The 11,698-nt window shown below is 49.1% G+C and carries 9 protein-coding genes; 4 read left to right on the top strand and 5 right to left on the bottom strand.

Annotation, left to right across the window (positions count from 1 at the left end):
* Nucleotides 1–5: 5 nt before the first annotated feature.
* Nucleotides 6–1,469: an aspartate ammonia-lyase gene (gene aspA, locus ABT58_RS11510; RefSeq protein ID WP_047874561.1), complete on the bottom strand. Its 1,464-nt coding sequence runs from the start codon at nucleotides 1,467–1,469 to the stop codon at nucleotides 6–8.
* 631 nt (nucleotides 1,470–2,100) lie between these two features.
* Here aspA and ABT58_RS11505 point away from each other — a divergent pair.
* Nucleotides 2,101–2,643 carry an FxsA family protein gene (locus ABT58_RS11505; RefSeq protein ID WP_047874560.1) on the top strand — a complete coding sequence of 181 codons (543 nt, stop codon included), beginning with the start codon at nucleotides 2,101–2,103 and terminating at the stop codon, nucleotides 2,641–2,643.
* Between the two features lie 81 nt (nucleotides 2,644–2,724).
* Here the strand turns inward: ABT58_RS11505 and ABT58_RS11500 are convergent, their stop codons facing one another.
* On the bottom strand, nucleotides 2,725–4,071 hold the full coding sequence (locus ABT58_RS11500; RefSeq protein WP_047874559.1) for an MATE family efflux transporter: 1,347 nt from the start codon (nucleotides 4,069–4,071) through the stop codon (nucleotides 2,725–2,727).
* 209 nt (nucleotides 4,072–4,280) lie between these two features.
* On the opposite strand from ABT58_RS11500, the gene ABT58_RS11495 reads away from it, so the two are divergent.
* Nucleotides 4,281–4,571, top strand: a complete 291-nt coding sequence (locus ABT58_RS11495; RefSeq protein WP_047874558.1) for a co-chaperone GroES — start codon at nucleotides 4,281–4,283, stop codon at nucleotides 4,569–4,571.
* Between the two features lie 41 nt (nucleotides 4,572–4,612).
* The gene (groL, locus tag ABT58_RS11490; protein WP_047874557.1) at nucleotides 4,613–6,259 is read left to right on the top strand and encodes a chaperonin GroEL; all 1,647 of its coding nucleotides are present in this window, start codon (nucleotides 4,613–4,615) and stop codon (nucleotides 6,257–6,259) included.
* Between the two features lie 1,202 nt (nucleotides 6,260–7,461).
* Here the strand turns inward: groL and ABT58_RS11485 are convergent.
* The 3 genes from ABT58_RS11485 to epmB form a co-directional block, all read right to left on the bottom strand.
* Nucleotides 7,462–8,004, bottom strand: a complete 543-nt coding sequence (locus ABT58_RS11485; RefSeq protein ID WP_047874556.1) for an MgtC/SapB family protein — start codon at nucleotides 8,002–8,004, stop codon at nucleotides 7,462–7,464.
* Nucleotides 8,005–8,070: 66 nt separating this feature from the next.
* A complete protein-coding gene (rimK, locus tag ABT58_RS11480) occupies nucleotides 8,071–8,979 on the bottom strand; it encodes a 30S ribosomal protein S6--L-glutamate ligase (RefSeq protein WP_047874555.1) in 909 nt (302 codons plus the stop codon).
* An 848-nt stretch (nucleotides 8,980–9,827) separates the two neighbouring features.
* The gene (gene epmB / locus ABT58_RS11475; RefSeq protein ID WP_047874554.1) at nucleotides 9,828–10,850 is read right to left on the bottom strand and encodes an EF-P beta-lysylation protein EpmB; all 1,023 of its coding nucleotides are present in this window, start codon (nucleotides 10,848–10,850) and stop codon (nucleotides 9,828–9,830) included.
* Nucleotides 10,851–10,883: 33 nt separating this feature from the next.
* Between epmB and efp the strand changes: the two genes are divergently transcribed.
* The gene (gene efp / locus ABT58_RS11470; RefSeq protein ID WP_047874553.1) at nucleotides 10,884–11,450 is read left to right on the top strand and encodes an elongation factor P; all 567 of its coding nucleotides are present in this window, start codon (nucleotides 10,884–10,886) and stop codon (nucleotides 11,448–11,450) included.
* Nucleotides 11,451–11,698: the final 248 nt, after the last annotated feature.

The raw sequence follows: 11,698 nt of genomic DNA, 5'->3' as shown, positions 1-11,698 counted from the left end.
ACGAATTAGTTGTAACGCTGAGCTTTGTATTCTGGGTGCATCAAGTTCTGAACAGAGAAGATGTCGTCTAGTTGCTCTTCAGTCAGTAGACCGCGCTCTAGAACCACTTCACGTACGCTCTTACCTGTTTCAGCACAGATCTTACCTACGATGTCACCTTCGTGGTGGCCAATGAATGGGTTCAGGTAAGTCACGATACCGATAGAGTTGAACACGAAGTATTCACACACTTCTTTGTTCACTGTGATGCCGTCGATACACTTGTCACGTAGGTTCACACACGCGTTCTTCAGTAGGTCGATAGACTCGAACAGTGCCTGACCGATAACTGGTTCCATCACGTTTAGCTGTAGCTGACCTGCTTCTGCTGCGAAAGTGATAGTGGTGTCGTTACCGATCACTTTGAAGCACACCTGGTTAACCACTTCAGGGATAACTGGGTTTACTTTTGCTGGCATGATTGAAGAGCCTGCCTGCATTTCAGGTAGGTTCAGTTCGTTCAGACCGGCACGAGGACCAGAAGACAGTAGACGAAGGTCGTTACAGATCTTAGACAGTTTCACAGCGGTACGCTTCAGTGCACCGTGAACCATTACGTAAGCACCACAGTCAGAGGTTGCTTCGATTAGGTCTTCTGCAGGTACACAAGGTAGACCTGTTACTTCAGCCAGACGCTGAACCGCTAGCTCTTGGTAACCGGTTGCTGCGTTCAGACCTGTACCGATCGCGGTTGCACCTAGGTTAACTTCCAGTAGAAGCTGTGCAGTGTACTGAAGGTTTTTGATTTCTTCTTTTAGAAGTACTGCGAACGCACGGAATTCCTGACCCACAGTCATTGGTACTGCGTCTTGTAGCTGAGTACGGCCCATCTTCAGGATGTCTGCGAACTCAACGCTCTTCGCTTCGAAACCTTCTTTTAGGTATTCCAAAGACTCAAGCATTGTCATGATGCTGTTGTATACAGCAACGCGGAAGCCTGTTGGGTAAGCACAGTTAGTAGACTGTGACTTGTTCACGTGGTCGTTCGGGTTAACGATGTCGTATTCGCCTTTTTCCTTGCCCATTAGCTCTAGTGCAAGGTTAGCGATCACTTCGTTAGCGTTCATGTTGACTGACGTACCGGCACCGCCCTGGTACACGTCTGACGGGAACTGATCCATGCACTTGCCTGTTTCAAGGATCACGTCACACGCTTTGATGATGAATTCACCCACTTCAGAAGGAATCGCGCCCAATTCTTTGTTCGCCATTGCTGCTGCTTTCTTGGTGAATACCATACCGCGTACGAATTCTGGTACATCAGAGATAGTAGTCGAAGAGATGTTGAAGTTTTCTACGGCGCGAAGTGTGTGTACACCCCAGTATGCGTCAGCAGGAACGTGACGCTCACCTAGTAGGTCTTCTTCAATACGAGTTGCAACGTTGTTTAGGATTGCTTCATTTTTTTCTAGATCAATCATCTGAGACATGATGTAGCCTTAAGTGGGATCTGCTAATTAAATTCAAATATTGAGCCAATTCTTAAACTTTAGAATCCATTCTGCAGAGAGTTTGGCTAGATGATCGTACCTGACACCTATAATCTGAAGCCGATAATACTCCCCTTTAGGGGTAAAAACATAACCCAGATCACTTTTTGAATCCGCCTGAAAACATTTGCATTGTAATGCGATATGGCTCACAAAAACTGTTAACAGTGGCACGTGTTTTTATGATGAAAAATGACCAAATATAACAATATGTGAAATTTCTGTTTGTAAGGGTAGGCGCTGAATCTCGGCGATGCGTATTTTGCATGGAAAGGGTGTGATTGAAATCGCGCCAATCTGCCCCATATTGCAACTAGCACGTGATGGTTTCATTGCTGCCTGACAAAATCAGAGGCGGTGTAAACACAAACGGTTAAGGGCAAAGCACGGTATATACCCAAGCTGCTTCACAAATTGGACGAGAAAGCGTGTCGCTTGTCGCTGTAATCCGGACAATACATGATGCACCCACACAGACTGGCTGCGGCCACTGCGAAAGTGGCGCAATATCGTCTATATATTGAGGTATGAGGCCGCTTGGGTATAACTGCTAACCCGCGAGAGGTAAACCGTGTTTCCAATTCTTTTGTTCCTGTTCATTGCTGTACCCATTATTGAAATTGCCCTGTTTATTCAGGTCGGGGGATTTCTGGGGCTATGGCCAACGGTCGGGCTGGTACTGCTGACGGCCTTTATTGGGGCATCTTTGGTGCGTAGTCAGGGTATTGCGACCCTGATGTCCGTGCAAAGCCGCTTACAGCAAGGGGAATTGCCAGCGCAGCAAATCGTGGAAGGGGTGATGTTGGCCGTCGCAGGCGTACTGTTGTTAACGCCGGGCTTTATGACCGATGCGATGGGCATGACCGTGTTATTGCCGGGGCCACGAGCATGGTTGGCGAAGCAATTGATGAGTCGTGTCAAAGTGCAGGGCATGCAATCTGGTGCCGGTTTCAGTGCGGGTTTCAGCAGTCAGGACCCGTTCCAGCAACATGACCCTTTCCAGCGTGATCCGTTCAAGCAAGACGGTCAGCAAGGGGATGTGTTTGACGGTGAGTTTGAGCGTAAAGATGGCAACAAACCGCGCAATGATGACGATTCGCCGCGTTTGCCATAAGGCATGCTTGCCCTGAGACACATTCTGCAACAATAAAAAAAGACAGCCGAGGCTGTCTTTTTTGTTTACTGCTTATTAATGCTATTCATATTTCTTACGCAGGTGAAGTGCATAAAAATAGGCAGTCAGACCACTGATTATGTTGGCTGCCGCAATGCCGATAAACAGTCCTTCCGTGCCATAACACTGGCTGCCGATCCACGCCGCAGGCAGCAATAAACCGAACAGACGGATCAGGTTCCAAATCAAGGCATGCAGTGAGCGATGCAGGGCATTGAGCGCACTGATCAGCAACATGCACACCGCTTGCAGGCCATAACTGGCCGGCACCACCACCAAGTAATGCCACAGCTGTGACTGCACCGCATGATCCTGACTGAACAGGGAAGACAGCGGCCAGCTTAATGGCACCATCATGATGAAAATCAGCAGCTGGAACAAAATGGCGAAGCGCATGGCGGTAAACAGCGCGCCAAACGCCCGTTCGGGTTTATCTGCCCCTAAGTTTTGTGCCATGAAGGGCATCAGTGCCGATCCTAACGCCATCATCACTGTTACCAGGATCGACTCGATCCGCATTGCAGCCCCGTACGCCGCCACGGAGGCGGTGCTTTGTGCGGCCAGCATCGTCATTAATAAGGTGCCAGAGAGCGGATTCAGCGCGTTAGAGAGGCCTGCAGGCGTCCCTATTTGCAATATTTGCTGCCAATCGTGCCATAACGCACGCGGTTGGGGCTTGGCCAGCAGCTTTTCACGGCGGATCAGGATGTACAGCGAGCCAAACAAGGCAAACGCCCAGCTGATCCCGCTGGCAATGGCCGCGCCTTTGACGCCCAACGCCGGTACGGGGCCGGCGCCAAAGATCAGTAAAGGATCCAGTACACCATTTATTGCGCCGGCTAAGATCATGATCTTGGCCGGCGTTTTGGCATCACCCGTGGCGCGAATGGCACTGTTGCCCGCCATCGGGATCACCAACAAGGGAATGGCTAAGTACCACACCGACATGTAATCGTAGATGGTGGGCAGCAAGCTGGGCTTAGCCCCCATCAATAAAAACAGCGGCTCAATGGTGTAAAAGCCCACCGTGGCGGCCACCATCACCATGACGACCGCCAGTAACAAGCCGTGAGTCGTCAGGCGGGCGGCACTGTCGCTGTCACCGGCGCCGAGCAAGCGGCCAATGCTGGTGGAAATGCCCACACTGATCCCCATGGTGATGCAGTTAAGGGCAAACGTGATAGGAAAGGTAAAGCTCACTGCCGCTAACGCATCGGTACCGAGCAGTGAAATAAAGAATGTGTCGACCAGGTTAAACATCAATATAGAGACCATGCCGAAGATCATCGGAATGGTCAGACGTTGAAGTACCACTGGGATCGGATCAGACAATAGCCCGTGTTTATCGGGCGTGTTTGCTACAGCCATAATGATCTCGGGGTTGGAATGCTTGCCTACCCTAATGCATAGAGTGTGATCGAGCAAAAATTCTGGCAGTTATTTTTGAAAAAAATGCCCTTGAGCACTTGGGTTCTCGAAATTCGACCCAACATGATTAGTTAACAGAAAAGTAAGCGGCCACGGGCCGTTTATCTTATTAATCGTATGGATATTACCAAAATCAGGAGAGACGACCGATGAACATTCGTCCTTTACATGACCGCGTTATCGTTGAGCGCAAAGAAGTTGAATCAAAATCTGCTGGCGGTATCGTACTGACTGGTTCTGCTGCGGAAAAATCAACGCGCGGTACCGTGCTAGCTGTAGGTAAGGGCCGCATCCTTGAGAACGGCACTGTGCAGCCATTGGACGTAAAAGTTGGCGACACTGTGATCTTTGCAGAAGGCTACGGCACAAAGACTGAAAAGATCGATGGTAAAGAAGTCCTGATCATGTCTGAAAACGACATCATGGCAATCGTTGAATAATCCGATCACCTCAAATTTAGAATTAAGAAAGGAAGACTGACATGGCTGCTAAAGACGTAAAATTTGGTAACGATGCACGCGTTAAAATGCTGGAAGGTGTAAACATTCTGGCTGACGCAGTAAAAGTAACACTGGGTCCTAAAGGCCGTAACGTGGTACTGGACAAATCTTTCGGTGCGCCGACGATCACTAAAGATGGCGTATCTGTTGCGCGTGAAATTGAGCTGGAAGACAAATTCCAGAACATGGGCGCACAAATGGTAAAAGAAGTGGCGTCTCAGGCGAACGACGCTGCAGGTGACGGTACAACAACGGCCACCGTACTGGCTCAGGCGATCATCAAAGAAGGTCTGAAAGCAGTAGCGGCGGGCATGAACCCAATGGATCTGAAGCGCGGTATCGACAAAGCAGTTATTGCTGCGGTTGAAGAGCTAAAAGCGCTGTCTGTACCATGTGCGGACACCAAAGCGATTGCTCAGGTAGGTACAATTTCTGCGAACTCTGATGCGACCGTCGGTAACATCATTGCAGAAGCGATGGAAAAAGTGGGCCGTGATGGCGTGATCACTGTTGAAGAAGGTCAGGCGCTGCAAGACGAGCTAGACGTGGTTGAAGGTATGCAATTCGACCGTGGTTACCTGTCTCCTTACTTCATCAACAACCAGGAAGCGGGCAGCGTTGATCTAGAGAGCCCATTCATCCTGTTGATTGACAAGAAAGTATCTAACATCCGTGAACTGCTGCCAGCACTTGAAGGCGTCGCGAAAGCGTCTCGTCCACTGCTTATCATTGCAGAAGACGTAGAAGGCGAAGCCCTAGCAACGCTAGTAGTGAACAACATGCGCGGTATCGTGAAAGTGGCGGCAGTAAAAGCACCTGGCTTTGGTGACCGTCGTAAAGCGATGCTACAAGATATCGCGGTACTGACAGCAGGTACGGTGATTTCTGAAGAAATCGGTCTAGAGCTAGAGAAAGTACAGCTTGAAGATCTGGGTCAGGCAAAACGCGTTTCAATCACTAAAGAAACCACTACTATCATCGATGGTATGGGTGAAGAAGAGATGATTGCTGGCCGTGTTGCACAGATCCGTCAGCAAATCGAAGACGCAACGTCTGACTACGACAAAGAGAAACTGCAAGAGCGCGTGGCGAAGCTAGCGGGCGGTGTTGCTGTGATCAAAGTCGGCGCTGCGACTGAAGTTGAAATGAAAGAGAAGAAAGACCGCGTTGAAGATGCCCTACACGCAACCCGTGCAGCGGTAGAAGAAGGCGTGGTTGCTGGTGGTGGTGTTGCACTTATCCGTGCAGCAGCGAAAGTCGCTGGCCTTGAAGGCGACAACGAAGAGCAGAACGTGGGTATCCGCGTAGCCCTTCGTGCTATGGAAGCGCCAATTCGTCAAATTACCAAGAACGCAGGTGACGAAGAATCTGTGGTTGCTAACAACGTACGTGCAGGCGAAGGTAACTACGGTTACAACGCGGCAACGGGCGAATACGGCGACATGATCGAGATGGGTATCCTGGACCCAACGAAAGTGACCCGTTCTGCACTGCAGTTCGCTGCCTCTGTTGCTGGCCTGATGATCACCACAGAAGCGATGGTAACTGACCTACCTGCGAAAGATGCACCATCAATGCCTGACATGGGCGGTATGGGTGGCATGGGTGGTATGGGCGGCATGATGTAATGTCCCTGTCTCACTGAGATAGCACACCATTTGGTGAAAAACGGAGGCTTCGGCCTCCGTTTTTTTATGCCTGTTATTTATACTGATGCTCACCTCATTTTCACCTCTTTCCTTCATTCTGCTGTGCAGGGTTTATCGGGGAAAACGCTCGAAAAGCTGCACATAAATTTACACCAATAAAAACAACCACTTAGGTTCAAGTTGTGACTTGTTGGCTTACGGTGTCAAAATTGCTCAGCTTATCGATGTACTTAGCGTAAAAAGGTGTACGTATTGCGAGAGACGAGGGGAAATGGCAATGCCATTAGGTGATATCTGGGATACAGGTGCTTAGTCTTGAAGTACCTAACGATTAGAAAGTCAGGGAGAATGCCCATTGCGCACAGCCATGCGCGTCATTAAGCATCGCAGGGCGTTGGTTTATCGCGTGTGTCAGCGGCAAGGCATGATGTCTGTAGACGTCGTTCAGCTGAAGGGCATCAAGTCGATGTCGCCCTGTATAAGCAACGCAGTAAAAGTAACGCCGCAAAAGTAACTCAGTATAAGTAACTCAGTATAAGTAACTCAGTATAAGTAACTCAGTATAAGTAACTCAGTATAAGTAACTCAGTATAAGTAACATGGCAGGCTAAATACTTCATTCACTTGGCCTTCTATGTTACTTAAAGTCATGTATCAGTTCGCCACGGAAAAAGCCAAAAGAGCTGCACACTTATTTAATGCATTTAAAAACAATAGCTTATGAATTTTATTTCAAATAGGTTGCCATGGTAAATAAAGTGCTCAGCAATTCGCTGTTTTTCGCTTAAAAGGCTGAACAAGTACGGGTGGCGGGTGTTTTCAACGGTGATTGAGAGCCGAAAATCTTGTCTTCTGATGCCTTTTTGATGACTTTTTGGTGTTAGATGTTCCTTGTGTAGAAAGCACAAAAAGCTGCACATATTTTATTGTCTTTTAAATCAATCACTTACGTGTAAACGGTTGGTGGTGAAGTGCAGCGGTGAAATATGTACAGGTAAAAGGTGGTATATCTACCATTTGCTGTACGCATGTGATGATGTGCCTCTCTGTCGTGAATAAAGGCTGTGATCTGTGCGAAATGTCAGGAGGCGGACGTTTTTTGGAAGGCATTGAGGGACGCAGAGAATAAAAAAGGGCACAGAGCGAATACCCTGTACCCGTAAAAGAGAAGAAAAGCGGGATTAACTGACGTTATCGCTGCCGTGCTTGGCGGTTGTCGCTTTGGCTGGCTTTTTCTGATGACGCTGGCGGCGATCAGACAGGTGGGCGTGGACACCGTGGCGCAAAAAGCGGACGCTGTTTTCCAGTTTATCGACCCCAAACAAGATCGAGACGATTAACCCGGTGACAATCATCGCGCTTTGGCCGTAGCCCAACCCGATGGTGATCCCCAGCGCGGCCAGCATCCACACAACAGCAGCTGACGTCACACCGTGAATTTGGCCATCACGGGTCATCATGACACCGGCGCCGAGAAAGCCGATACCGGTGATCACTTGTGCCATCACGCGAGAAATATCGGCATTGTTGGCTGACAGGGTTTCACCCAAGGTAATGAAAAAGTAGGTGCCAAGAATGATCAGGGTGGATGTGCGAATGCCGACGGGCTTACCGCGAAGTTGACGCTCAAGACCGATCACGGCGCCACAAATGGCACATTGTAAAATCGCAGGCCAGGTAAAAGGGGTGATCTCTGGCAGTATCACAGGGTATTGCTCCTTCATTTGTACGTAGAAATAAAAAAAGCAGCCCGTAGGCTGCTTTTTGGGGATGAGGTGTCAGCGCGAGGCTTACTGCTGATCGTTACGACGACGGTTCGCGGCTTTACCCACGTTCTTCTCGATGTATTCCACGATCATACCGGCAATGTCTTTGCCTGTGGCACCTTCGATGCCTTCCAGACCTGGTGAAGAGTTCACTTCCATCACCAGTGGACCACGGTTTGAACGCAGCAAGTCAACGCCGGCCACACTGAGGCCCATGGCTTTTGCTGCTGCAATCGCGGTTTTACGTTCTTCTGGCGTAATGCGGATCAATGATGCGCTGCCACCACGGTGTAGGTTAGAGCGGAATTCACCCTCTGCACCTTGGCGTTTCATTGCGGCAATCACTTTATCGCCGATCACGAAACAGCGAATGTCTGCGCCGCCCGCTTCTTCAATGAACTCTTGCACCATGATGTTTGCTTTCAGACCCATGAACGCTTCAATCACACTCTCTGCGGCTTTTTGGGTTTCAGCCAGTACCACACCGATACCTTGTGTCCCTTCTAGCAACTTGATTACCAGTGGTGCACCGCCGACCATTTTGATCAGATCGGGCACATCATCAGGCTTGCTAGCAAAACCGGTGATAGGCATACCGACGCCTTTACGGCTCAGTAGCTGCAGTGAGCGTAGCTTGTCACGTGAACGAGTGATAGCAATCGACTGGTTGACCGAAAACACGTCCATCATTTCAAACTGACGAAGTACCGAACAGCCGTAAAACGTAATATCAGCACCGATACGAGGAATAATGGCATCAAAGCCGACTAAATCCTGTCCTTCGAAATGGATCGATGGTTTTACCGAGTTGATATTCATGTAACAACGCAATGCGTTGATGATCACAGCTTCGTGACCACGTGCTTCAATCGCTTCACGTAGACGACGGGTGGAGTATAGGTTTTCGTTCTGGGAGAGAATGCCAATTTTCATTGCGTTACTCGTTCTAATGATTATTCAGTGAAGCTGCATGCCGTGAAGTTTGGCTGTCTTCACTTATATAAGCAGAGTGGAGCGCGACTATGCGCTTCCTTGGTTTAAAAAGCGAGCGTTTGCAGCATGATCTTTTTTTATTGCCCCGATAAGAATATTTCATGTCTATAGGGGTAAATTGCACACTATTTATCCCATGATTACCCACTGGGTTGCAATAGGCTTTACGAGAAAAAAGCGCAAAAAGCTGCACATTTATTTTGATTTTATAAATCAATGGGTTAGGTGTGTTTATTGCGGGTTTTTATAAATGTAAAAACGCGTACTACTTTTTGCTGTTTACAGACTAAAAAGCTGTTCATTTACACGTTTTCAATAATGGAGAGAAAACTGAGAGAGAAGTATTTCGCCTGTTGGTAGTCTAATGCTGCTTGAAAACAGAGGGTAAAAAGCCACTGATAGCTCATTCGGAAAAAAGCTCAAAAAGCTGTACGTGGTAAATTCATTTAAAAACAGTCACTTAGGTTGGTAGTGTACAGCTCCCTTCAAAGTGTTGATTTTGTGCAGGTAAAAGGTGTTATTTTTGTATTTTGCTGTACATTCTTAAGCGGTGATCTTGCTCCGTTGATCTTGCTACGTTAATGGAGCATCAAGAGAATACGCCTCGAAATGACGATAAAAAGCGCCATAACAGGCAATACACAAGGCACAGAGGAGAAGATAAGAGGGGCAGAGGGGGCTAAATGAGGTGGAGCGAGCACGATATACCGGCACACGCCATTGAATGGCCGGTGCGCCAGTTTTATCGCGTCTTTGGTGAACGGATGAACGGATGAACGGACAAGCCGTTATTCTAAGTGCAGATCCAGCGGGGTTTTACTGCGTCGACCACCGATTTCACGGGTCAGACGCGGCACCATGTAGCCAGATACACTCTCCATCAAGCCTGCCATTAACTGACGGGCTGTGGTGTCATCCACCATGAAGTGGGCGGCGCCCTGAACACGGTCTAACACGTGCAGGTAATAGGGCAAAATGCCCGCTTCAAACAGGCTTTCGCTTAAGGCAATCAGGGCCGGTACGTTATCGTTCACGCCTTTGAGCAGCACGCCTTGGTTCAGCAGGGTGACACCGGCCTGTTTCAGGCGCTGCATGGCGCTGCGCAGGCTGTCATCAATCTCATTGGTATGGTTGATATGGGTCACCAGCACGGTGCTCAGACGGCTTTCCTGCAGCAGCTGGCACAAGGTGTCAGTAATGCGGGCTGGCATCACCACCGGCAGGCGAGAGTGAATACGCAGACGTTTAACGTGTGGAATGGCCGCAATCCCGTCCAACAGCCACGCCAGTTCGCTGTCTTTGGCCATCAGCGGGTCACCGCCGGAGAGGATCACTTCGTTTACCTGCGGCTGGCTGGCGATGTAATCCAGCGCGATTTGCCAGTTACGCTTGCCACCCTGGTTATCCTGATAGGGGAAATGGCGACGGAAACAGTAGCGGCAATTCACCGCACAGCCGCCTTTGACAATCATCAGCACGCGGTTGTGGTATTTGTGCAGCAGGCCCGGGATGGCGTTGTCTTGCTCTTCCAGTGGATCCTCGGAATAGCCGTCATGGACCTCGAATTCCTCCGCCAGAGGCAGCACCTGTCGCAGTAACGGATCATAAGGGTTGCCAACTTCCATTCTATCGACAAAGCTCATAGGCACACGCAGCGCAAATAATTTGCGAGCCGCCAACCCTTCTGCCCACGGAGAAGGATCAATTTGCAGGTGATTTAGGAGCTGGATCGGATCAGAGATGGCATTCGCAAGCTCATTAAGCCACTTTTGCTCAACAGTTGGTGCGTTTCGGGTTATGATGTGCGGCATTAAATACAACTCGAAGATGTTAAGAGGATAAAAATGGCGTCTTTCAGCACCAATGAATTCCGCGGCGGAATGAAAATTATGCTAGATAATGAACCATGTGTCATTATCGAAAACGAATTTGTTAAGCCAGGTAAAGGCCAGGCGTTCAACCGTGTTCGTATCCGTAAGCTGCTTTCTGGCAAGGTTCTTGAGAAGACTTTCAAATCGGGTGAAACGGTTGAAGCTGCGGACGTAATTGATACTGATCTAGATTACCTGTACAACGACGGTGAATTCTACCACTTCATGAACAATGAAACGTTCGAGCAAATTGCTGCAGATCTTAAAGCAGTTGGCGACAACGCGAAGTGGTTGGTAGAAAACAACACGTGTACGCTAACACTGTGGAACGGTAACCCAATTGCGGTGACTCCACCAAACTTCGTTGAACTGGAAGTGACTGAAACGGATCCAGGTCTGAAGGGCGATACACAAGGTACAGGCGGCAAGCCAGCAACACTGACTACAGGCGCTGTAGTACGTGTTCCTCTGTTCATCCAGATCGGCGAAGTGATCAAAGTTGATACACGCTCTGGTGAATACGTGAGCCGTGTGAAGTAATTTTACTTCTCGCTGTGAAAAAGGTCGCTCAGGCGGCCTTTTTTGTTGCCTGCAAAACGGGGCCGCCCGCGCGGATTGCCAGCGATAGGGCCGTTTTCCTTCCCATCTGACGCTTCGGGTCTTGATATCGCCGTTATATGGCCCTTACATCGCTGTTTCACGCATTTTCTCGAGTGACTCAGTATTTCCCCAGCCTTGTGGCCAAATGCCCTGAAAATCCCGCACAGAATTTTTTATCCTATCCCTTC

The organism is Photobacterium aphoticum, from assembly GCF_001029435.1.
GTDB classification, from domain to species: domain Bacteria; phylum Pseudomonadota; class Gammaproteobacteria; order Enterobacterales; family Vibrionaceae; genus Photobacterium; species Photobacterium aphoticum.
Note: the sequence above shows the minus strand (reverse complement) of the source record. Positions and strands in the feature narration are given on the sequence as shown.